This is a genomic window from Micromonospora jinlongensis, from assembly GCF_013410645.1.
Lineage (GTDB): Bacteria > Actinomycetota > Actinomycetes > Mycobacteriales > Micromonosporaceae > Micromonospora > Micromonospora zamorensis.
Genome location: NZ_JACCHK010000001.1, coordinates 128,108 through 149,596 on the forward strand (window position 1 = coordinate 128,108; position 21,489 = coordinate 149,596).

Annotated in this window: 16 protein-coding genes; 4 read left to right on the forward strand and 12 right to left on the reverse strand. The window is 70.3% G+C overall.

What is annotated here, in order from left to right:
• Nucleotides 1-28 precede the first annotated feature (28 nt).
• On the forward strand, nt 29-535 hold the full coding sequence (locus HNR22_RS00545) for a hypothetical protein (protein WP_179778503.1): 507 nt from the start codon (nt 29-31) through the stop codon (nt 533-535).
• An 80-nt stretch (nt 536-615) separates the two neighbouring features.
• Here the strand turns inward: HNR22_RS00545 and HNR22_RS00550 are convergent, their stop codons facing one another.
• Nucleotides 616-1,455, reverse strand: coding sequence for an SAM-dependent methyltransferase (locus HNR22_RS00550; protein WP_218906109.1), 840 nt, complete (start codon nt 1,453-1,455; stop codon nt 616-618).
• Between the two features lie 519 nt (nt 1,456-1,974).
• On the opposite strand from HNR22_RS00550, the gene HNR22_RS00555 reads away from it, so the two are divergent.
• Nucleotides 1,975-2,754, forward strand: a complete 780-nt coding sequence (locus HNR22_RS00555; RefSeq protein WP_179778504.1) for a dienelactone hydrolase family protein — start codon at nt 1,975-1,977, stop codon at nt 2,752-2,754.
• A 117-nt stretch (nt 2,755-2,871) separates the two neighbouring features.
• On the opposite strand, the gene HNR22_RS00560 is transcribed toward HNR22_RS00555, so the two are convergent.
• Nucleotides 2,872-4,170 (reverse strand): carbohydrate-binding protein, encoded by a 1,299-nt coding sequence (locus HNR22_RS00560; RefSeq protein ID WP_425488036.1) that lies wholly within the window; start codon nt 4,168-4,170, stop codon nt 2,872-2,874.
• 92 nt (nt 4,171-4,262) lie between these two features.
• Between HNR22_RS00560 and HNR22_RS00565 the strand changes: the two genes are divergently transcribed.
• Nucleotides 4,263-4,889, forward strand: coding sequence for a GNAT family N-acetyltransferase (locus HNR22_RS00565; protein WP_343059622.1), 627 nt, complete (start codon nt 4,263-4,265; stop codon nt 4,887-4,889).
• 151 nt (nt 4,890-5,040) lie between these two features.
• Here HNR22_RS00565 and HNR22_RS00570 read toward each other — a convergent pair whose 3' ends face one another.
• The 9 genes from HNR22_RS00570 to HNR22_RS00610 form a co-directional block, all read right to left on the reverse strand.
• Nucleotides 5,041-5,616: a hypothetical protein gene (locus tag HNR22_RS00570; protein ID WP_179778506.1), complete on the reverse strand. Its 576-nt coding sequence runs from the start codon at nt 5,614-5,616 to the stop codon at nt 5,041-5,043.
• Nucleotides 5,617-5,635: 19 nt separating this feature from the next.
• A complete protein-coding gene (locus tag HNR22_RS00575) occupies nt 5,636-6,784 on the reverse strand; it encodes a zinc-dependent alcohol dehydrogenase (RefSeq protein WP_179778507.1) in 1,149 nt (382 codons plus the stop codon).
• Nucleotides 6,785-6,934: 150 nt separating this feature from the next.
• Nucleotides 6,935-8,371 (reverse strand): rhamnulokinase, encoded by a 1,437-nt coding sequence (locus tag HNR22_RS00580; RefSeq protein WP_179778508.1) that lies wholly within the window; start codon nt 8,369-8,371, stop codon nt 6,935-6,937.
• Nucleotides 8,371-10,404 (reverse strand): bifunctional aldolase/short-chain dehydrogenase, encoded by a 2,034-nt coding sequence (locus tag HNR22_RS00585; RefSeq protein ID WP_179778509.1) that lies wholly within the window; start codon nt 10,402-10,404, stop codon nt 8,371-8,373. Before HNR22_RS00585 ends, HNR22_RS00580 begins: the two co-directional genes overlap by 1 nt.
• A gap of 36 nt (nt 10,405-10,440) precedes the next feature.
• Nucleotides 10,441-11,622 (reverse strand): L-rhamnose isomerase, encoded by a 1,182-nt coding sequence (gene rhaI, locus HNR22_RS00590; protein WP_179778510.1) that lies wholly within the window; start codon nt 11,620-11,622, stop codon nt 10,441-10,443.
• A gap of 126 nt (nt 11,623-11,748) precedes the next feature.
• Nucleotides 11,749-12,831, reverse strand: coding sequence for a rhamnose ABC transporter substrate-binding protein (gene rhaS / locus HNR22_RS00595; protein ID WP_088947654.1), 1,083 nt, complete (start codon nt 12,829-12,831; stop codon nt 11,749-11,751).
• A 39-nt stretch (nt 12,832-12,870) separates the two neighbouring features.
• Complete coding sequence (locus tag HNR22_RS00600) at nt 12,871-13,926, reverse strand: ABC transporter permease (RefSeq protein ID WP_179778511.1); 1,056 nt, start codon at nt 13,924-13,926, stop codon at nt 12,871-12,873.
• Complete coding sequence (locus tag HNR22_RS00605) at nt 13,916-14,977, reverse strand: ABC transporter permease (RefSeq protein WP_179778512.1); 1,062 nt, start codon at nt 14,975-14,977, stop codon at nt 13,916-13,918. Before HNR22_RS00605 ends, HNR22_RS00600 begins: the two co-directional genes overlap by 11 nt.
• Nucleotides 14,974-16,494, reverse strand: coding sequence for a sugar ABC transporter ATP-binding protein (locus HNR22_RS00610; RefSeq protein WP_179778513.1), 1,521 nt, complete (start codon nt 16,492-16,494; stop codon nt 14,974-14,976). Before HNR22_RS00610 ends, HNR22_RS00605 begins: the two co-directional genes overlap by 4 nt.
• A gap of 225 nt (nt 16,495-16,719) precedes the next feature.
• On the opposite strand from HNR22_RS00610, the gene HNR22_RS00615 reads away from it, so the two are divergent.
• Nucleotides 16,720-17,751, forward strand: a complete 1,032-nt coding sequence (locus HNR22_RS00615) for a LacI family DNA-binding transcriptional regulator (RefSeq protein WP_179778514.1) — start codon at nt 16,720-16,722, stop codon at nt 17,749-17,751.
• A 70-nt stretch (nt 17,752-17,821) separates the two neighbouring features.
• Here the strand turns inward: HNR22_RS00615 and HNR22_RS00620 are convergent, their stop codons facing one another.
• Entirely contained in the window at nt 17,822-21,487 is a 3,666-nt protein-coding gene (locus HNR22_RS00620; RefSeq protein WP_218906111.1) for a family 78 glycoside hydrolase catalytic domain, read from the reverse strand.
• Between the last annotated feature and the right edge of the window lie 2 nt (nt 21,488-21,489).

Sequence of the window (21,489 nt, forward strand, 5' to 3'; positions counted from 1 at the left end):
TCGTAGCTGTCAGCGTTCCGTTCTCGCCGTGTGCCCGGCGACCGTCGTCGATCTGCCCACCGAGGAAGGGCCGGTCGACCTGTTCGTGATCGACCGGCCGGGTTGCCGGGTCCAGCCACTCGGCATCCCCCGGGTGGGCTACGCCCTCGCCGACCACACCGGCTGCGCCGCCGCCAGTGTGCGCGTGGCGCTGCACGTCACCTTCGCCGGGCAGGATCCCTGCTTCCAGGCCACCTGCACGTCCGAGGCCGCCGGGCTCACCTACGTTCGGCGCGAGGACAGCCACGCGTACGTGCTCCGCCGGGGTGATGTAAACGTCGAAGTCGCCGGCGGCGTCTCCGTCAGCCGGTCGCTGCTACGGGAGGCGGCGCTGGCGGCCCGTCCGGCGAGCGAGGACGAACTGCTCCGGGCCCTGCCCCCGCTGCCCGACCGGGACCTGCTGGACGGCTCCGGGCCGTGCCGACGGCCATGCATCCGTCGCTGGCCGAGCGCGTGCCTCGCGCATCGTCATGAGGTCCTGCCCGGCGGGGTGTGACCCGCCGGGCAGCCGGTGCAGAAGGGGGCACGCAGTTCAGAGAGGCGCGCGCTCTCGCCGACCTCAGCGGAAGGCGGAGCCTACGGTTTGCGGGCGAGTAGCCCGACAAAGGTGTGATAGGTGTCGGTCTGCTCTGGAGCGGGCGTACCCGGCTCTGGGCGCCACTCGGCCAGCGGCACCAGACCCGGTTCCAGCAGCGTCAGCCCATCGACGAACGAGAGGATCTCCTCGTCGGTACGCCAGCGGCCGGTGCCCAACGACTCGTTGAAGACCCGCTCGACCTCGCGGGCCTTGCGGGAGCCCTCCGGGTCTCGCTCGCCCGGGTCACGGAAGTGCGAGATCGCCACGTAGCTGCCGGAGGGCAGCGCGTCGATCAACGCGGCCGCCACCGCTCGCGGGTCCTCGTCGTCGCCGAGGTGGTGCAGGATCGCGAAGAGCAACAACCCGATCGGCCGGTCGAAATCGAGGAACCGACGTACGTCCGGGTGGTTGAGGATCGCCTCCGGCTCCCGAACGTCCGCCTGGATCACCGTCGCGGTGCCCTCCGCGGCGAGCAGGGCCCGTCCGTGTGTCAGCACGATCGGGTCATTGTCCACGTAGACCACCTGAGCCTTCGGGTTCTGCTCGGTGGCGACCTCGTGCACGTTGCCCTGGGTGGGCAGCCCCGACCCGATGTCGAGGAACTGGTCGATGCCCGCCTCGGTAACGAGGAAGCGGATCACTCGACGCAGAAAGGCCCGGTTCGCCTGGCCGGCTGCCGGCCCGTCCGGTGTGATCCGCAGGGCGTGCTCGGCGACCTTTCGGTCGACCTCGAAGTTGTCCTTGCCCCCCAGGAAGAAGTCATAGACCCGCGCCACGCTGGGAATGTTGGGGTCGATGCCGGGGGGTGCCGCCTTGTCGCGGGTCACAGGCGTCTCCATTCGATGGGGATAGCGCAGGCTGAGGTCTGCGGGCCGGCGTTGCGGCGAGTGTAGCGATCGGGAGGGTTGAATTCCGCCCCGCCTGGTATCGCTCCCAGCGAATCGTTCCCTCTCCGGCGCACTCATCGAGCGACGCCGTGACGGACGCGCGACCGGCATCTCTGGCCGAGTACGGCACGGGATCTGTACAGATATGGCGTGCGGCCCCGTCCGTGGGCCCTCGGCCGTGTGTCGAAAGTGGTCGGGCGACGTGGGCGGCATCGCTGCCGGGCGGTCGTGGTCGCCTGCCGACGTTGGCCTTGTCGGGGTGGCCGTACACGGTGGAACGGGGAGGGGTGTGGTCGCACCGCGCGGCATCCACACCGAAGGAATCGGCTACCCCGCGCTGCTGGTGCGACCGCGCAGCCTCGTCCTTCACGCGCAGATTCTGGTCAGGTCGCACTTCACAATTCCGCATTCAGGTCTGCTGGAAGCGAACGCAGTCCAACAACGCATCACGGTTCGGCTAGCGTCGACCTCATGATCGCAAGGCGGGAAGTCAGGTATGACATCGACGGGTTGACGATGGTCGGTCACATGTCGCGGCCCGGGGGCGGTGGGCCGTGGCCGGCCGTGCTTCTTGGACATGACGGCGTCGGTCTCGATGACTATCAACGCGGCCGAGCCGACGACCTCGCCGAACACGGCTACCTGACCTTCGCAATGGACTACCACGGCGGCCGGACCTTCTTCGGCGAGCCGCAAGCGATGCTGGACCGGGCCCTGCCGCTGATGGCCAACCCCGCCCGCATGTTGACCATCGGTCAGGCCGCGCTCGACGTGCTACTCGCTGAACCCGGCGCCGATCACAATCAACTTGCCACGCTCGGTTACGGTGCCGGCGGTCGAATCGTGCTGGAACTCGGCAGGACGGGAGTGCCCTTCAAAGCGCTCGCCGTAATCCACCCCGGCCTGCCAACCCCGCGCGCCGAGGACTGGACGAATGCCGGTGGCACCTTCCTGCTCTGTACGGGTTCCGAAGATCCGCTCTGTACTCCCGCTCAAATCTTGACGTTCGGCAGCGCCCTCCAGGACGCTGGCGTCGATTGGCGGGCACACATTTATGGCGGAGCCAAACATGCCTTCTGGGCCGCTCCGACTCAGCCTGACGGGACACCTACCGGCGGCGCTGACCACCTCAGCCCCACCGTGCCCGGCGTGGGCCACCACGCCGCCCACTCCGCGCGTGCGTGGCGGGCGGTTCTCGACTTGTTCAGCGAAAGCATCGGGGCTGGGACGTCACGGCGGCCGAGAGCGTAGGCACGCTCACACGTCCACAGCGAATCCACGAACTCCGCACAGCTCCCTCGTCGTGCCGGCGTCGATTGTTGGGTCAGCCGATAGGCCGGCTGGCGGTAGGCCCGGCGCCGTCACCCCTCAGTGGCCCTGTAGGCGCTTCACGTTGTCGCCGAAGGTCCAGCCCTTCGACCCGTCCCAGTTCGCCGACCAGGTCATCAGGCCCTTGAGGCCAGGCACGGAGTTCCAGGCCTGCGTGACCAGCGACGTCGACATGTGGCCGCCGCCCGCCCCGATCTGTGCGGGCAGGCCCGGGACCTGCTTGTCGTACGGGACGCGGATGGTGGTGCCCTGGATGGTGAGGCCGTTGTTCAGGCACTGCGTCTGCACGGTGAAGCCCTGCACGGTGCCCGCCGGGTACGAGTCGCCGGCGCAGCCGTACATGCTGCCGTTGTAGTACTGCATGTTCAGCCACCAGAGTCGGCCGTTGTCCACGTACTTCTTGATGATCGGCAGGTACGAGCCCCAGATCGAGCCGTAGACCACGCTGCCGCCGGTGACGTAGGCCGTCTCCGGTGCCATGGTCAGGCCGAAGTTCGACGGCATCCGGGCCAGCACGCCGTCGATGATCCGGATCAGGTTGGCCTGCGACGTCGACAGGGTGTTGATGTTGCCGCTGCCGGTCAGGCCGGTCTCGATGTCGATGTCGATGCCGTCGAAGTGGTAGGCGGTCAGGATCGGCACGATCGTCGCGATGAACCGGTCGGCGACCGCGGTGGAGCTCAGGTCGATGCCTGCGGCGGCCCCGCCGATCGACATCAGGATGGTGGCGCCGGCCGCTTTGGCCTGGCACATCTCGGCCGGGGTGGCCACCTTCACGCCGGCGTCCATGCCGTTCTCCCAGAGGACCGTGCCGTCTGAGCGGATCACCGGGAAGGCCGCGTTGATCACGTTGTAGCCGTGCTGGGTGAGCCGGCTGTCGGTGATCGGGATCCAGCCGAGGCCGGGGTGTACGCCATTGGAGGCGCCGTCCCAGTTTTCCCAGTAGCCCTGCAACACCTTGCCGGTGGGCCGCGACTTCACCGCGCAGGTCCCCCCGGTTGGCGGCGGCGTGGTGGGGGGAGGGGTGGTCGGTGGTGGGGTGGTGGGGGGAGGGGTCGTCGGCGGTGGCGTGGTGGGCGGCGGGGTGCTTCCCGAGCACGCGCCCAGGTCACGCCACAGCGAGGGGGTCGCGGCGGGGTTCCAGCCGGCGCCGGGGTGCGCGGTGTGGGTGACCAGCGCCTGGTAGAGCCGGCCGCCGTAGGTGACCTGGGCGCCCGCCTGGTAGGTGGTGCCCTCGGCCCAGGCCGGGGCGGCGCAGGCGACCATCGGGACGGCGGTGGCCGAGGACACGGCCGCCATGCTGCTGGGAACGAAGGCGACGGCGGCCGTGAGGGTCATCGCCGCCCCGGCTACCACTGCGAAAATCCGACGGCTTCTCATGGCTCGCTCCCCAGGCTTCGGCGACCCGCGACCTCCACATATTGACGTTCGTGAAGTTTAATATCAAGGGTTGTTTACAGATCCCGGGAAGTTGGGTGGAGTGCGAAGTGCCGATCTGCTACGAAGAGGACGTGTCCGACCCGACGAGTTCTGCTGGTGCCACGTCCCTGGAAACTCCGCGACTGCTCCTGCGCCGCTGGCGAAGCGATGATCTGGACGGGCTCGCCGCGGTCAACGCGCAGCCCGAGGTGATGCGCTACATCCATGATGGCCGCACGCTGGACCGGGCCGCGACCGCGGAGCGTCTGGCCAACTATCAGCGGCACTGGGACGAGCGCGGCTTCGGCCTGTACGCGGTGGAGATCAAGGAGACCGGCGAGCTGGCCGGTTTCACCGGACTGGCGGTGCCGACCTTCCTACCCGAGATCATGCCGGCCGTGGAGATCGGCTGGCGGCTCGGCCGCGCGTACTGGGGCCGGGGCCTGGCCACCGAGGCGGCCCAGGCCGTTGTCGCCCACACTCGGGCCGAGCTGGACCTGCGGCGGCTGGTCAGCATCCACGTCGTCGGCAACGAGTCGTCCGCCCGGGTGATGGTCAAGCTGGGCATGTCGCTGGAGCGCGAGACCGTGCAGCCGGACACCGGCCGACAGGTCCGGGTGTACGCCATGGACCTGTAGGACGGATCGCGTCGGTGGTGTCGGGCCTGCCGACGCGGCGGTGCCCCGGCGCTGCACCCGGGTCGCCGGGCGGTGGAGCCGGTCGACCGTCGCCGAACCATGCTCGTCGACGGCCGACCCGACTTCGACGCGGCTCCACCCGGAGAGGGCCCTAGTTTCGCCCGCGGCCGGCCACTCGACGGAGGGCCAGATAGCCGACCCCTGCGGCCAGCACCCACGGCGCGGCGACGATGACCGGGTCGATCAGATGGTGTACGCGGTCGACCCGCTTGCCGCGCAGGCGCGACGAGAGGCCGTGATGGGTGAATTCACTCAGCACGCCGGTCTCGGCGATCGGGTTGTCGGGGTGGCGGCTCAGGAACGACCCGACCGTGCTCTCCACCGCGTCCACCCGGTCCGCCGCGAGCAGGAGCAGCCAGTGGGCGGCCCGTCCCTCGCTGTACTTCCGGTAGGAGTACCGGCGGATCACCCCGGAGAGCCCCTTGGGCGGGCACGAGGTGCCGAAGACCGGGGTGAGGAACTTGTGTTCGATCGACCTCTCCCGCGGCCACTTCTCAGGCTGCCGTTCGGGGAACTCCCAGTGCGCACCGTTGAGGGTCGGGTCGAACCGCTCCTTCGGCACCGAAGGCCGGTCCTTTGGGTCGAGGTCGACACCCCACCCGGGGATACGCGCACGCAGCTCGTCGCTGGATTCGGCCAGTTTCGGCTTGTCGGCTGTGTAGGCCATGGTCGGTCTCCCGGTCCGGTCAGGCGGCGTTCGGAACGATCAGCGGCTTGATGCAGCCGTCGAGCTTGGCGGAGAAGATGTGGTACGCCTCGGCGATGTGTTCCAGCGGGATCCGGTGGGTCACGATGTCGCTGGGCTTGAGGTAGCCGTTGCGGATGTGCTCGAACAGGCGCGGCCACTGACGCTTCACCGGGCACTGGTTCATCCGCAGCGTCAGACCCTTGTTCAGCGCGTCGCCGAACTTCACCGCGCTGAACATCGGCCCGTACGCCCCCATCACCGAGACGTTGCCGCCCTTGCGGACCGAGTCGATCGCCCAGTTGAGGGCGACCGGGGAGCCGCCCTGCAGCTTCAGCTTCGCGGCAGTGACGTGCTGCAGGAGGTTGCCGTCCGCCTCGGCTCCGACGGCGTCGATGGCCACGTCGGCGCCCAGGTGGTCGGTGATCTTCTTCAGGTGTACGACGATGTCGTCGTACTCGCCGAAGTTGTAAGTCTCGGCGTGGGCGAACGACGCCGCCTTCTCCAGCCGATAGTCGAGGTGGTCGATGACGATGACCCGGCCGGCACCCATCAGCCAGGCCGACTTCGCGGCGTACAGGCCCACGGGTCCGGCACCGAAGACCACGACCACGTCACCCTCGACGATGTCGCCGAGCTGGGCCCCGAAGTAACCGGTGGCGAGCGCGTCGGTGAGCAGGACGGCGTCGTCGTCGTCCATCCACTCGGGGATCAGACTCGGGCCGATGTCGGCGAACGGCACCCGGACGTACTCCGCCTGGCCGCCGTCGTAGCCGCCGCAGGTGTGCGAGTAGCCGTAGATGCCGCCGACGGCGGTGGCGTTGGGGTTGACGTTGTGGCAGTTGCTGAACAGCCCCCGGGCGCAGAAGAAGCACGACCCGCAGTAGACGTTGAAGGGAACCATGACCCGGTCACCCGGCTGGACGTTGCGCACCGACGGACCGACCTCGTCGACCACGCCGACGAACTCGTGACCGAAGGTCATCCCGACCCGGGTGTCGGGCATCATTCCGTGGTAGAGGTGCAGGTCAGAACCGCAGATGGCCGCACGCGTCACCTTGATGATCGCGTCGTTGGGATGCTCGATTGCGGGACGGTCCTTCTCCTCCACGCGCAGGCGGTATGGACCGCGGTAGACCATTGCTCGCATTTGCTGCCTCCTGGACCGAAGCGGTAGCGGATGTGTCGGCCCGGGTTGCGTCCGAAGCACTGCGAAATCGGATACCCCTGTCCTCCGCCCACAAACCGGCGCCGGGATGAGCGGTGACTCAGCCGGCCGGTACCGGAGGTGTTCGCCGGGTCAGTCGTCCCATCCGAGGCGTCCGGCGGCCGCCCGCCACGCCGCGGTGTCGCCGCGTGGCTCGTACCGCACGATCTGTTGAGTCTCGCGCAGCACGGACCGCAGCGACGCCAGGTCACCGCCGATCACGCCGAGGGCGCGGGCCTGCACCAGCGCGTTGCCCAGGGCGGTGGCCTCGACCGGCCCGGCGAGCACCGGCAGGCCACAGGCGTCGGCGGTGAGCTGACACAGCAGGTCGTTGCGGGCGCCCCCGCCGACGACGTGCACGGCGTCGACGTGCCGACCCGAGAGCCGTTGCGCCTGCCCGACGGCGCGCCGGTGCGCCAGCGCGAGGCTGTCCAGGATGCACCGGACCGTGGCCGCCGGGCTGTCCGGCAAGGGCTCAGCGGTACGCGAACAGGCTCGGCTGATGCGTGCGGGCATGTCGCCGGGCGACAGGAAGGTGGGGTCGTCCGGGTCCACCACGGAGCGGAAGGCCGGCTCCTCGGCCGCCTGCCGGAGCAGGGCGGGCAGGTCCGTGCTGCCCCAGGTACGCAGCGACTCCTGCAGCAGCCAGAGGCCCATCACGTTCCGCAGGTAGCGGATCGTGCCATCGACGCCGGATTCGTTGGTGAAGTTGGCCCACCGGCTGGGCTCGCTGAGCACCGGGGCGTCCAGCTCGACCCCGACCAGGGACCAGGTGCCGCAGGAGATGTAGGCGAAGTGCTCATCGGCCGCCGGCACACCCACCACCGCGGAGGCCGTGTCGTGCGATCCCACCGCCATGACGTCGGGCGATCCGGGTAGGTCGAGCGCGGGCAGGACCGGGCCGATCCGGGTGCCCGGCTCGCGCAGCGGCGGGAACAGCTCGCTGCGGATCCCGGCGTCGGTCATCAGGTCGGTCGCCCAGGCGCGGCGACGCAGGTCGTACAGCTGGGTGGTGGAGGCGTTGGTGACTTCGGCGCCGACCTCACCGGTGAGCCAGTACGCGACGAGGTCCGGGATCAGCAGCAGCTGGTGCGCGGCCTCCAGCTGGGGTGTTCCGGCGGCGGCGGCGAGCTGGTAGAGGGTGTTGAAAGGCAGGTGTTGCAGCCCGGTCGTGGCATAGAGCCGCTCCGGTCCGAGCTGCTGCGCCACCCGGTCGCTGACGCGCTCGGTACGTTCGTCGCGGTAGTGCACCGGGTTGCCGAGCAGAGCGCCGGTGGCGTCGAGCAGCCCGTAGTCGACCGCCCAGGTGTCGATGCCGATGCCCGCGACCGGGCCGGCAGCCCTGAGCCCTTCCAGCACACCCCGGTAAAGCGCCAGGATGTCCCAGTGCAGGGTGCCCGCGACCCGCACCGGTTCGTTGCGGAACCGGTGCGCCTCCACGAGCTCCAACCTCCCCGGCCCGACGCGCGCGAGCATGACCCGGCCGCTGGACGCGCCCACGTCCACAGCGGCCAGTCGCACGGCGGTCATCAGCGGAGGAAGGCCGCTGCGACACCGGCGTCCACCGGGATGTGCATGCCCGTGGTGTGCGACAGCTCGCCGCCGGTGAGCACGAAGACCGCGTTGGCGACGTGCTCGGGCAGCACCTCACGTTTGAGCAGGGTGCGCTGGGCGTAGAACTCGCCCAGCTTCTCCTCCGGCACGCCGTAGACGGCCGCCCGCTGCGCACCCCAGCCGCCGGCGAAGATCCCGGAGCCGCGGACCACCCCGTCCGGGTTGACACCGTTCACCCGGATGCCGTGGCCGCCGAGTTCGGCGGCGAGCAGTCGAACCTGGTGCGCCTGGTCGGCCTTCGCCGACCCGTACGCCACATTGTTCGGGCCGGCGAACAGGGAGTTCTTGCTGGAGATGTAGACGATGTCCCCGCCCATTCCCTGCGCCAGCAGCACCCGCGCGGCCTCCCGGGAGACCAGGAAGGAACCCTTGGCCATGACGTCGTGCTGGATGTCCCAGTCCGCCTCGGTTGTCTCCAGCAGGGACTTGGACAGCGAGAGCCCGGCATTGTTCACCACCAGGTCCACCCCACCGAAGGCGAGCACCGCCGCACGCAGGGCGTCAGCGACGGCCGCGACGTCGCTGACGTCGGCCCCGACGGCGACCGCCACGTCGGCGCTGCCGATCTCCGCGGCGACGGCGGCGGCCGCCTGTGTGTCACGGTCGGCGACCACGACACACGCGCCCTCCGCGGCGAGCCGGTGGGCGATCGCCCGGCCGATCCCCGAGCCACCTCCGGTGACGAACGCGACCCGCGTGGCGAGGGCCTTCGGCTTCGGCATCCGCTGAAGCTTCGCCTCCTCCAGGGCCCAGTACTCGATCCGGAACTTCTCGGCCTCGTCGATGGGCGCGTAGCGCGACACGGCTTCCGCGCCGCGCATCACGTTGATCGCGTTGACGTAGAACTCGCCGGCGACGCGGGCGGTCTGCTTGTTGGCGCCGAAGCTGAACATCCCCACACCGGGCACCAGGACCACGGCCGGATCGGCGCCCCGCATCGGCGGGCTGTCCGCGTCGGCGTGTCGCTCGTAGTAGGCGCGGTAGTCGTCGCGGTAGGCGGCGTGCAGCTCCCGAAGGCGGGCGATCACCTCCTCGACAGGCGCGGTGGGCGGCAGGTCGAGCACCATCGGGCGGACCTTGGTGCGCAGGAAGTGGTCCGGGCAGGACGTGCCGAGGGCGGCGAGGGCGGGGTGCTTCTCCCGCCCCACGAAGTCGAGCACCACGTCACTGTCGGTGAAGTGGCCGACCTGCGGCCGGTCGGTGGACGCCAGGCCCCGCAGCACCGGGAACAGCGCCGCCGCTCGACGTCGGCGTTCGTCGGTGGGCAGCGGCTCGTAGCCGGCGATGACCGGCCCGAGGGGCTCGGCGCGACCCCGCTCGTCGAGGTAGGCCTGCGCCGACCGGATGATCTCCAGGGAGTTGCGCTCGCACTCGTCGCTGGTCGCGCCCCAGGCGGTGATGCCGTGACCGCCGAGTATCACGCCGATCGCCTGCGGGTTGGCCCGTGCCACCGCGGCGATGTCCAGGCCGAGCTGGAAGCCGGGCCGCCGCCAGGGCAGCCACAGCACCCGGTCGCCGAAGATCTCCTTGGTCAGCTCCGGCCCGTCGGCGGCAGCGGCGATCGCGATACCGGCATCGGGGTGCAGGTGGTCGACGTGCGCGGCGGGGACGAGGCCGTGCATGGCGGTGTCGATGGACGGCGCGGCTCCGCCCCGGCCGTGCAGGCAGTAGTCGAACGCGGCGACCATCTCGTCCTCCCGCTCGATGCCGGGGTAGACGTCGACGAGTGCGCGGAGCCGGTCCATCCGCAGAGCGGCCAGCCCGGACGGGGTGAGGGTGCCGAGGTCACCGCCGGAGCCCTTCACCCAGAGCAGCTCGACCGGGCCACCGGTGACCGGGTCGGTGACCGCGCCCTTGGCGGAGGTGTTCCCCCCGGCGTAGTTCGTCGTGGTCGGGTCGGCGCCGAGCCGGTTGCTGCGCGCGATCAGCGCCTGAACCTCGGATTGCATGTCCTCACGTCCCCAGTCTGCGTTTCTCAAGCGTGGTCAGGCGCCCCAACCGGCCTGCTGGCCGCCCGCGCGTTCGGCGCGGATCCGGTCGAAGTAGCCGGAGCGGGCGTACGCGGCCATCGGGTCCGGATCGAGCCCCAGGTCCGTACGGAGTTCGGCGAGCAGCGGTCGGACGTCGGTGTTGTACGCGTCCATCAGCACGGCGTTGGCGGCGAGCACGTCACCGCTGCGCTGTGCGGCGGCCAGCGCGTCCGCGTCGACGAGCAACGCCTTCGCCGTCGCCTCCTGCACGTTGAGCACCGAGCGGATGATGGCCGGGATCTTCGCCTCGATGTTGTGGCACTGGTCGAGCATGAAGGCGATGCCGGCCTCCGGGGCCAACGCGTCGCCACGGACGATCTCGTACATGATCCGGAACAGCTGGAACGGGTCCGCGGAGCCGACCATCAGGTCGTCGTCGGCGTAGAAGCGCGAGTTGAAGTCGAACGCGCCGAGCTTCCCGACGCGCAGCAGGAAGGCCACGATGAACTCGATGTTCGTGCCCGGTGCGTGGTGCCCGGTGTCGATGACCACCTGGGCCTTCGGGCCGAGCTCCAGGCAGTGCGCGTACGCGGTGCCCCAGTCCGGCACGTCGGTGGCGTAGAAGGCCGGCTCGAACAGCTTGTATTCCAGCAGCAGCCGCTGGTCGTCGCCGAGCCGGTCGTAGGTTTCGCGTAGCGCCGCCGCGAGCCGGTCCTGCCGGGCGCGGATGTCGTCCTGCCCGGGGTAGTTGGTGCCGTCGGAGAACCAGAGCTTCAGGTCGCGGGAACCGGTGCGGTCCATGATGTCGACACACTCGAGCAGGTGGTCGACGGCCTTGCGGCGCACCCCCGGATCCGGGTTGGTGACGCTGCCCAGCTTGTAGTCGTTGTCCTGGAAGACGTTGGCGTTGATCGCGCCCAGACCGATGCCGTGATCCCCGGCGAACGCGGCCAGATCGGCGTAGTCGTCGACACGGTCCCACGGGATGTGCAACGCCACAGTGGGTGCGACGCCGGTGAGCTGGTGGACGACCCCCGCGTCGGCGACCTTCTCGTACGGGTTGCGCGGCACCCCCTCCTGCGGAAAGACCTTGAAGCGGGTCCCGGAGTTGGCGTACGCCCAGGATGGCGTCTCGATGCGCTGGGAGCGCAGAGCCAGCTTGACCCGTTCGAGGGTCCGCGTGTCGGGCTGCGTCATGGTGTCTCTCCCGTCTCTACGGCGGACCGCGCCGCAGGATCTGCGGCGAGCTGCGCCTCAAGGTTGAAGACCTCGTCCACTCCCCGGTCGGTGCACGACGTGTGCCGGCACCGACCGGGAGGGCGATCAGAACTGGAACTGGTCGATGTTGTTCTTGTCGAAGACGGTGGGCGGGCCGAGGATGACCACACCCTCCTTGCCGACGGTGAACTCGCCGAGCTTGCCGGCCTTGAACTTGTCGCCCTCGGCGCCGGTGATCTGACCGGAGGCCAGTGCCGCGCCGGCGTACGCGGCGAGGTAGCCGAGGTCGGCCGGGCTCCACAGCGCGAACGCGTCGACGGTGCCGTCCTTGACGTACTGGCGCATCTGGTTCGGGGTGCCCAACCCGGTCAGCTTGACCTTGCCCTTGTACTGCGACCCGCTGAGGTAACGGCCGGCCGCCGCGACGCCGACAGTGGTCGGAGAGATGATGCCCTTGAGGTTCGGGTACGACTGCAGCAGACCCTGGGTCTCCTGGAAGGACTTCTGGTCGTCGTCGTTGCCGTACGCCACGGTGACCAGCTTGATCTTGCTGTATTCGGGCTTCGCCAGCTCGGTCTTCATCAACGCGATCCAGGCGTTCTGGTTGGTCGCGTTGGCGGTGGCGGAGAGGATGGCGATCTCACCCTCGCCGCCGATCTGCTGCGAGATGAGCTTGACCTGGTTCTCGGCGATGCCCTCAGCGGTCACCTGGTTGACGAAGATCTGGCGGCACTCCGGCTTGGTGTCGGAGTCGAAGGTGACGATCTTCGCGCCGGCCGCCTTCGCCTGGTTGAGCGCCCCGCAGATCGCGTTCGGGTCGTTGGCCGAGGTGACGATCACGTCCATGCCCTGCTGCGACAGGGTGTTGATGTAGCTGACCTGGGAGGAGGCGCTTGCCTCGGAGGGGCCGACCTCCTTGAACTCACCCTTGAACTCGGTGACCGCGTCCTTGCCACCGTTGTCCGAGACGGTGAAGTAGGGGTTGTTCAGGGCCTTCGGCAGGAAGGCGATCTTCAGACCTGCCTTGATGGCGGCGTCCGGATTGGCGGCGCCGCTCGCCTGGTTGCCGGCGCCGGCGTCGTCGTTGGAGTTGTCCCGGGTGGTGCCGCCACAGGCGGCGCTGAGCAGCAGTGCGGCGAGGGCGAGGCTGGTGGCCCCGACCCGGAGGCCTCTGCGGTATGCGGACATCGTCGACCTTTCCGGGGGTGGTGGGTGTGCGGGGGAGCGTCACGAAGCGACGGGGTGCCGCTGTCGTCGACGGTGCAGCCGGGCGCGGATGTCCGCGACGGCGTGGGGCAGCACGACGGATGCGATGAGCAGGCTGCCGGTGACGATCGTCAGCGTGTTGGCGTCGACGTCGGCGAGTTGCAGCGCGTTGCGCAGGACGCCGAGGAGCAGCACACCGGCCACCACTCCGAGCAGAGCACCCCGGCCGCCGAAGATCGAGACACCGCCGAGCAGCACGGCGGTCACCACTGTCAACTCCAGGCCGGTGGCGTTGTCGCCGCGGGCGCTGGCGTACCGCAGCGTCCAGAAGATGCCGACCAGCCCGCACACCGCACCGGAGACCACGAAGAGCCAGAACTTCGTCCGGGCCACCGAGACGCCGGTGAACGTGGCGGCCTGGTCGTTGTTGCCCATGGCGTAGAGCGCGCGACCGGCGGCGGTGGCGTGCAGCACGACGCCGAAGACCACGGCGAGCAGCAACAGCGGGACCACCACGACCGGGATCGACGTGCCGGGGATGGCGCGCACCACGGCAGCCGTCCAGTCGGCCGGGAAGTCCGCTACCGCCTGGTCGCCGAGCACCACGAAGGACAACCCCCGGTAGAGGGCGAGCGTGCCGATGGTCACCGCCAGCGACGGCAGACCGAAGCCGGTGACGAAGAGACCGTTCACCGCGCCGAGCACGGCGCCCAGCAGCACCACGAGAACGCAGATCAACTCCAGGGACAGCCCACTGGAGAGCCAGAGCTGCCCCATCAGCGTGCTGCACAGCCCGACCATGCTGGCCACCGAGAGGTCGATCTCACCGGTGATCACGATCAGGGTCATCGGCAGCGCGATGAGCGCCAGCGGCATCAGGTCCAGCAGCAGGAACTGTGCGTTGCGGCCGGTGGCGAAGTTCTCCACGGTCAGGCTGGCGACCAGCACGGCCACCACGAGGGCAGCGACGATGACCGCGTCCCAGGAGACGAACACCCCGCGCAGGCTGGCGAGGCGGCCCGCGCCCGGCTCGGCCTCGGCGGTGGTCGGTGCGGCGTACAGGCTGTCATGCGCCATGCGCGCTTCTCCCTCGGAGCCGGGCCGCCACCCGCAGGGCCAGGAGCCGGTCCAGCCCGATGGCGGCGAGGATGAGTGCGCCGACCACGGCCTGCTGCCAGAACGGGTCGATGCGCAGGACGGCGAGTGAGCTGCCGATCGTGGTCAGCAGCACGGCGCCGAGTGCCGCGCCGTAGGCGCTGCCGCTGCCTCCGAAGATCGCCACCCCGCCGACCACGGCGGCGGCGACGACCTGGAGTTCCAGGCCGCTGCCGGCGGCCGCGTCGAGGGTGCCGAACCGGGCCGCGTACAGCACGCCGGCGAGCCCGGCGAGGGCTCCGCTGGCCACGAAGACGGTGAACACCCGCCGCCCCACCGGGATGCCGGAGAGCCGGGCGGCGGCCGGTTCGGAGCCGATCGCGTACAGCTCCCGGCCGCTGCGGTAGGAGCGCAGGTAGAAGCCGACGGCGGCGACGACGACCAGCGCGACGAGGAACAGCACGGGTACGCCGAGCACCGTCTGGTTGCCCAGCCGCAGGAACGACCGGGGCATGTCGGCGGCGTTGATCTGCCGGCCGGAGGCCCAGTAGTAGTCGACTCCGCGGAAGGCGTAGAGGGTGCCGAGCGTGATGACCAGGGCAGGCACCCGGGCCACCGCGATCAGGCCGCCGTTGACCGCGCCGCACAGCGCGCCCAGTGCGACACCCACGACGAGCGCCACGGGCCACGGCGTACCGGGTGCGGAGAGGAACAGCGAGCCGGTGGCGAAGGCGACCAGACCCAGGATCGAGCCGACGGAGAGGTCGACGTTGCGGGTGACGATGACCAGGGTCTGGCCGACCGCCAGGATCACCAGGATCGCGCAGCCCAGCAGCAGGTCCTTGATGCTCTGGCCGCTCAGGAACCTGTCGTTGCGAACTGTGGTCACCAGGACCAGCAGGCCGAGGACGATCAACAGGCTCAGCTCGCGTACGGCGAACAACCGTTCGGTGAGGCTGCGGCGCTGCCGACCGGGGTGGGTCGGGGCGTTCCCGGCGGCCCGTTCGGGCGCGCCGACGTCGGTGCGGCTCATGCGGTCGCTCCTTGCCCGGTGGCGGCGAACATGATGGAGGCCTCGTCCGCCTCGGCCCGGGGCAGCTCGCGGACCAGTCGTCCCTCGTGCATGACGAGCACCCGGTCGGCCATGCCGAGCACCTCGGGCAGCTCGCTGCTGATCATGAGGATGGCCAGGCCCTCGCCGGCCAGCTCGGAGAGCAGTCGGTGCACCTCGGACTTGGTGCCGACGTCGATGCCGCGGGTCGGCTCGTCGATGATCAGGACCCGTGGTTCGGTGGCCAGCCACTTGGCGAGCACGACCTTCTGCTGGTTGCCCCCGGAGAGGGTCGCCACGGGCGCGCCGAGCCGGGAGGCCTTCACCTGTAACCGCCGCGTCCAGCGGTGGGCCTCGGCGCGTTCCGCGCCGCCGAGCAGGAGGCCCAGCCGGCTCAGCGCCCGGCGGCGGGCAAGCGTGGCGTTGCGCTCCACCGACAGCTCCATGACCAGGCCCTGCTGCCGTCGATCCTCGGGGACCAACGCCATGCCGGCCGCGATCGCCCGGCCCGGGTTGCCCGCCGGGACGGCGCGACCGGCCACCAGCACCTCGCCCGTGTCGTAGCGGTCGACACCGAAGACGGCGCGGGCGACCTCGCTGCGCCCGGCGCCGACCAGCCCGGCGAGCGCGACGATCTCCCCGCCCCGGACGGAGAACGACACATCGGTGAAGACGCCGGCCCGGGTCAACCCACGGACCTCGAGCAGGGTGTCCCGCGGCTCGGCGGCCTGCTTCGGGTAGAGCGCGGAGACGTCCCGGCCGACCATGCGCCGCACCACCTCGTCCACGGTCAGGTCGGCGGCGTCGTCGCTGGAGACCCAGGCGCCGTCGCGCAGCACTGTGACGCGGTGGCACAGGTCGAACACCTCGTTGAACCGGTGCGAGATGAACAGCACGGCCGCCCCACCCTCGCAGAGCGACCGGGCGACCGCGAAGAGCCGTTCGACCTCCACACCGGAGAGCGCGGCGGTGGGCTCGTCCATGACCAGGACGCGGGCGTCGAACGAGATCGCCTTGGCGATCTCGACGAGCTGCTGGTCGGCGATGGAGAGGCCACGCGCGGGTCGGGTCGGGTCGATGCGCACACCCAGCCGCTGGAACAGCCGCTCGGCGTCGCGGTTCATCGCGGCGGTGTCGATGCGACGCAGACCGCGCAGCGGTTGCCGGCCCATGAAGATGTTCTCCGCCACGGAGAGGTCCGGGAAGAGCGTCGGTTCCTGGTAGATGACCGCGATGCCGGCGGCCCGGGCGTCGGCGGGACCGCGCAGCCGCAGCGGCCGCCCGTCCAGGGTCATCGAGCCGGAGTCCGGCGCGTGTGCGCCGGCCAGAACCTTCACCAGAGTGGACTTGCCCGCCCCGTTCTCGCCGACCAGGGCGTGCGCCTCACCGGGGTGCAGCGCCAGGTGCACTCCCCGCAGCGCGGCGACGGCCCCGAAGGACTTCGTCACGCCGTCGAGGACCAGCAGCGGGGCCTGCGTGCCCGGTGCGTCGGCGGTCATCCGAACCCCTCCTGAATCGTTTCATGCGTCGTTTGCATGGACGGTAGGGGTAGGTCTTCGAGAGCGTCAAGAGTTTCGATGCTATTTCTTCGCCGTTGCTGACGCGGCCTCCGGGCCGGCTCGCAGCGCTGCTGGTGCGCTCGATGAAACGTTTTAGGCGCTATACACTGCCGAGCGACCCGGTCGGCACGGGCCGCGACCACCGTAGGGAGCATCTGAGGAGTCATGGCAACGGCGAACATCAAGGAGGTCGCCCGGCACGCCGGCGTTTCCCTCGGCACCGTGAGCAACGTGCTCAACCGACCCGACACGGTCGCCCCCGCCACCCGTCAGCGGGTGCTCGACGCCATCACCACCCTCGGCTACGTCCGCAACGACTCCGCTCGTCAACTGCGCGCCGGGCGCAGTCGCACCGTCGCGATCGTCGTCCTGGACGTGGCCAACCCCTTCTTCACCGACGTGGTCCGGGGGGCCGAACAGGCGATCGAGGGAGCTGGCGCCATGCTCGTCGTCTGCAACAGCGGCGAGGACAGCGCCCGGGAGCGCCGCCACCTGGAGCTGCTGGAGGAGCAGCGGGTCCGTGGTGTGCTCATCACCCCGGTCGACCATGGCCCGCAGCCCATCCTGGACAGGCTCATCGAGCGAGGCATCCCGGTGGTGCTGGTGGACCGGGGAACGGGCCGGGCAAACCGTTGCTCGGTGGCGGTCGACGACGTGCTCGGCGGCCGACTCGCCATGGACCACCTGCTGGACCAGGGCCACCAACGCATCGCCTACCTCGGTGGCCCACTCACCATCGCCCAGGTTGCCGACCGGCACGCCGGGGCCGCCGCAGCTCTGCGGGACCGCGACAGCACCGCTGACCTCCGGGTGGCGGTGACCCCCAGCCTGACCGTCGCCGCTGGCCGGCGCGCCGCCGAGGAACTGCTCGCGTTGCCGGTCCGCAAGCGCCCGACCGCCGTGTTCTGCGCCAACGACCTGATCGCGCTCGGTGTGCTTCAGGAGCTGACCGCGCGTGGCGTGCGGGTGCCGATCGACGTGGCCATCGTCGGCTACGACGACATCGAGTTCGCGGGCGCAGCGGCGGTGCCACTGTCGTCGGTGCGCCAGCCCCGCGACCAGCTCGGCCGCGCCGCAGCCGAGCTGTTGCTCGAAGAGGCCGAGTCCGGTGACACCCACCGGCACCGACACGTGGTGTTCCAGCCCGAGCTGGTCGTACGCCGATCCAGCGACCAACCCCGACGCACCCGGCGCTGACCGGCCTCACCGACCAAAAAGGAGCCGGGCGGATGCCCGCCCGGCTCCCCTGTCGCAACACCCGGCCTGGTCAGGCCGCCGGAACGGGCATCGCCCAGACGTCGGCGATCGACGGGTCGTAGCCGGTGCCGGTGTCCTGATACCGCACCCGCACCACGCCGTCCCGGGTCGCATCCGGCAGGTTGACGACGAACTGGTAGCTGACCGTGCCCGGCCCGCCCGCGGTGCGCTGCCACGAGCGGGTGTGCGCCACCACCCCGTCCACGACCACCTGGTAGTCCTTGAGCTGCGGCCCGTCGTACGTCTCCACCGAGCGCAGCGCGAACGGCTCACCCGGTTTGACCGCGAGGTCGAACTCGAACCAACCGCCGGGACGGGTCACGTCGGTGTACCGGCGGGTCAACCCGGCCTCGGTGCTGGTGGCCGAGTAGGTGGAGGCGGCGAGTCGGTGCGCCTGCTCGGACGCCGCGACGCCGAGGTCGACGTGGTCGTACGCGCCCGTCGGTGGGACCACGGCGAAGGAGTAGGAACCGGACCCGATCTCGTACACGGCGACCGCGCCGTCCATCCGGACGAACCGCACCCCGGCAGCCTGCTCCGCCGGCCGGCCGCCCTCGGTGACCGCTTCACGTCCGGGCGTCGGGAAACGCACTGTCGCCGTGGTGTTGGGCGGCACTGTGAGACGCAGCCGCATGTCGCCGCGCGCGTCGAGGTCCCAGTCACTGCCGATCGTCCCGTACGCCGAGCGGTACGACGCCTTGGCCGAGGTGAGGCCACCCCCGGGCTGGGGGGCGAACGTGACGTGCTCGTACCCGGGGTTGGCGGCGTCGGGCTGGATGCCGGCAACCGTCCGGTACATCCAGTCGCCCACCGCGCCGTACGCGTAGTGGTTGAAGGAGTTCATCCCCACGTCGCCGAAGCTGCCGTCGGGTTTGATCGAGTCCCAGCGCTCCCAGATCGTGGTCGCGCCCTTGCCGATCTCGTAGCCCCACGACGGGTAGGTGTCGTTGAGCAACAGCCGGTAGGCGACATCCAGGTGCCCGGTGGCGGTCAGCGCCGGCAACAGATCCGGGGTGCCGAGGAAGCCGGTGGAGAGGTGCCAGTCGTGCCGTTGCACATTGGCGACGAGCCGGTCGGCGGCCCTGGCCCGCAGCGGATCGGTCAGCAGGCCCATGCCGATGGCCAGTACGTACCCGGTCTGGCTGTCGCCCTGCACCGTGCCGTCGGCCGCGACGTAGGCGTTGACGAATGCCTGGGTGATGGCCCTGGACAGCGCCGCGTAGCGGGTCGCGTCGGCGTCGCGCCCGATGGCGGCTGCCAACTCTCCCAGCAGCCGGATGCTGTACGCGTAGTAGGCGGTGCCGACCACACCGGCCGGCGTCGGGTCCTCAAGGTTGAGCCAGTCGAGGTACGGGCCGGCGTTGGTACGCAGGTTGCCCGAGCTGGTGCTCTCCAACCAGGACGCGTACCGCACCATCGACGCGTAGTGCTCCTCGACGACCCGGGTGTCGCCGTAGCGCTGCCACAACGCGTACGGAACGGTGATCCCGGCGTCGGCCCAGCCGGTCGCGCCGTCCCCGCAGCAGGCACGCGGCGCGACGTCGGGGTACGCGCCGTTGGCCGACTGCGCGTCGCGCAGGTCCTGCAACCACTTGCTGAGGAACGTCAGGCTGTCCATGTTGAACGTCGCGGTGTTGGCGAAGACGTTGATGTCACCGGTCCAGCCCAGCCGCTCGTCGCGCGCCGGCGTGTCGGTCGGGATGGAGAGGAAGTTGCCGCGCTGCCCCCAGGTGATGTTGCTGTGCAGCTTGTTCACCATCGCGTTGGAGGTCTGGAACTCGCTGGTGAGGTCCCCGTCGGTGTGCATCACCAGCCCGGTGACCGAGGACAGGTCGGGGGTGCCCGGATAGCCGGTCAGCTCGACGTAACGGAAGCCGTGGAAGGTGAATGTCGGCTGGTAGACCTCGGCCCCGCCACCCCGCAGCGTGTACTGGTCGGTGGCCCGCGCCGAGCGCAGGTTGGCGGTGTAGGCGGTGCCGTTCGGGTTGAGCACCTCGGCGTGCCGGATGCGCACCGTCGTGCCGGCCGGGCCGTTGAGCTTCAGCCGTACCTTGCCCACCATGTTCTGGCCGAGGTCGAAGATCCAGGTGCCGGGGGTGGGCTGGGTCAGCGTCCGGGCCGGCAGCTCCTGCGTGACCCGCACCGGCGGGTCGACCTGGGCGACGATCTTGTCGGTGGCGTCGACGTCGTCGACGGTGGCGGGCTTCCAGCCGGCGTCGTTGAACCCGGGCCGGTCCCAGCCCGCCGGCAGCCGCCGTGCGTCGTACGTCTCGCCGTGGATCAGGTCGCTCTGCAGGAACGGCCCGCCCGTGACGCGCCACGAGCCGTCGGTGCCGATCGTCGCGCTGCGTCCGTCGGTGTAGTCGATGACCAGTTGGGCGGTCAGGTGCGGGCGGGATCCGTAGTTGTCGGTGCCGAACCAGGCGATGCTGCCGGCGTACCACCCGTCGCCGAGCAGGGCGCCGAGGGCGTTGTCGCCCGGTTGGAGCTGGCGGGTCACGTCGTACGTCTGGTACTGCACCCGCTTGTGGTAGTCGGTCCAGCCGGGCGCCAACTCGTGGTCGCCGACCCGCTGGCCGTTGAGGGAGAGCTGGTAGACGCCGAGCGCGGTGGCGTAGATCCGGGCCCGCGCGACAGTGCCGTCGACGCGGAAGCCCCGGCGCAGCAGTGGGTTCGCGTCCAGCGCGGTGAGCATGGCCTCGGTGTCCCCGCCGACCCGCAGGCCGGTCGAGGTGGCCGTGCCCGCCCCGAACGGGTTCACCCCGTCGGTGAGCGGGGCCGCGAAGAGCGTCTGGCCGCCGCTGGTCACCGAGAAGTTGGAGAAGACCCCGGACTCCAGCCCGTTGGTACGCAGGCCGACCGAGCCGGCCTGGTGCGCGGTGTTGGTGGTGACGTCGACCTGTGTGCCGTCAACCCAGGTGGTGATGGTGTTCCCGGCCGCGGTGATGCGAAGGGTGTGCGGCGTCGTCAGCCTGTCGGCCGGGACGACTCCACCGAGCGGCACCTCCTTGAGCAAGGTCCAGGCACCGTTGACTCGGGCGTGCGGGCGCAGTTTGGCACTGCCGTTGGTGATGGAGAACTGCCACATGTACGCGTTCGCCGCGCCCCGGGCACGGAGGTAGATCCCGGCCGCGTCGCGTTCCAGCCGTACCGTCGTCTGCACCGTGTAGTCGGTCCAGGCCTCGGTCACCGACGGCATGCCGATCCAGTCGGCCTGCCAGCCCGCGCCACCGCGTACGCCGGTCTCCCAGGACGCGGGCGCGCTCCAGCCGGAGGCGTTGCCGGCGGTGTCCCAGACCTGGACCTGCCAGGCGTACCGGGTGCGCGGTCGCAGTTGCGGGCCGGCGTACGGGACGAGGACGCTCTGCCGCGACCGGACCCGGCCGCTGTCCCAGACGTCGGGGGCGTTGAGACGCTCGGCGCTGGTGGCGACGCGCACCTGGTACGACTCCTGGAGCACGCCCCGGGCGGTGGCGTCGATCCGCCAGCCGAGTCGGGGCTGCGCCACGTCCAGGCCGACCGGTTCGGTGGCGCGTTCGGTGGTCAGGTCGGTCGCGGTCAGCGTCGCGGCTGCCGACGCCGCGGTGGCTGGGCTGGGAGCCACCAACGGCGTCAGGCCGAGCAGCAGCACGAGAAGCGCGGAGGGTGCGGCGCGACGGCGCGTTCTGCGCATCATTC

Excerpts from the sequence above, each read along its gene's own strand:
- rhaS (WP_088947654.1), bottom strand. The coding sequence starts at position 12,831 with ATGTCCGCATACCGCAGAGGCCTCCGGGTCGGGGCCACCAGCCTCGCC.
- HNR22_RS00575 (WP_179778507.1), bottom strand. The coding sequence starts at position 6,784 with ATGCGAGCAATGGTCTACCGCGGTCCATACCGCCTGCGCGTGGAGGAG.
- HNR22_RS00605 (WP_179778512.1), bottom strand. The coding sequence starts at position 14,977 with ATGAGCCGCACCGACGTCGGCGCGCCCGAACGGGCCGCCGGGAACGCC.
- HNR22_RS00600 (WP_179778511.1), bottom strand. The coding sequence starts at position 13,926 with ATGGCGCATGACAGCCTGTACGCCGCACCGACCACCGCCGAGGCCGAG.
- HNR22_RS00615 (WP_179778514.1), top strand. The coding sequence starts at position 16,720 with ATGGCAACGGCGAACATCAAGGAGGTCGCCCGGCACGCCGGCGTTTCC.
- HNR22_RS00555 (WP_179778504.1), top strand. The coding sequence starts at position 1,975 with ATGATCGCAAGGCGGGAAGTCAGGTATGACATCGACGGGTTGACGATG.
- HNR22_RS00620 (WP_218906111.1), bottom strand. The coding sequence starts at position 21,487 with ATGATGCGCAGAACGCGCCGTCGCGCCGCACCCTCCGCGCTTCTCGTG.
- HNR22_RS00580 (WP_179778508.1), bottom strand. The coding sequence starts at position 8,371 with ATGACCGCCGTGCGACTGGCCGCTGTGGACGTGGGCGCGTCCAGCGGC.
- HNR22_RS00585 (WP_179778509.1), bottom strand. The coding sequence starts at position 10,404 with ATGCAATCCGAGGTTCAGGCGCTGATCGCGCGCAGCAACCGGCTCGGC.
- rhaI (WP_179778510.1), bottom strand. The coding sequence starts at position 11,622 with ATGACGCAGCCCGACACGCGGACCCTCGAACGGGTCAAGCTGGCTCTG.
- HNR22_RS00560 (WP_425488036.1), bottom strand. The coding sequence starts at position 4,170 with ATGACCCTCACGGCCGCCGTCGCCTTCGTTCCCAGCAGCATGGCGGCC.
- HNR22_RS00610 (WP_179778513.1), bottom strand. The coding sequence starts at position 16,494 with ATGACCGCCGACGCACCGGGCACGCAGGCCCCGCTGCTGGTCCTCGAC.
- HNR22_RS00570 (WP_179778506.1), bottom strand. The coding sequence starts at position 5,616 with ATGGCCTACACAGCCGACAAGCCGAAACTGGCCGAATCCAGCGACGAG.
- HNR22_RS00550 (WP_218906109.1), bottom strand. The coding sequence starts at position 1,455 with ATGGAGACGCCTGTGACCCGCGACAAGGCGGCACCCCCCGGCATCGAC.